Source organism: Petrotoga sp. SL27 (assembly GCF_002924605.1).
GTDB lineage: Bacteria > Thermotogota > Thermotogae > Petrotogales > Petrotogaceae > Petrotoga > Petrotoga sibirica.
Map to the genome: position 1 here is coordinate 1 of NZ_JAIP01000029.1, position 253 is coordinate 253.

The 253-nt window shown below is 43.9% G+C and carries 1 pseudogene; it reads left to right on the forward strand.

The window, feature by feature from the left end:
* Positions 1-253 (forward strand): annotated as a pseudogene (locus AD60_RS09915) (methyl-accepting chemotaxis protein); the annotation flags it as partial.

Below are 253 nucleotides of genomic sequence, written 5' to 3' on the forward strand. Positions count from 1 at the left end.
CTCAGAAGAACTCAAAAACCAGATGGACAAGATACAAACAAGCACGGAAGAAACGGCAGGAAACGTAGAAGAAGTAACGTCAGGGGTAGACGAAGTAGCAAGGGCGGCACAAGGTGTATCCCAAGACGCGCAAAGGCTAAGTGAAGAAGCAGATGAAACAAGTAAAGCTGCAGAAGAAGGAAGCAAAACGATAGAAAGCATAAGTCAAGCTGTGAAAGAAGCGGTAGAAAGGACAAAAGAAAGTCAAAAAGAA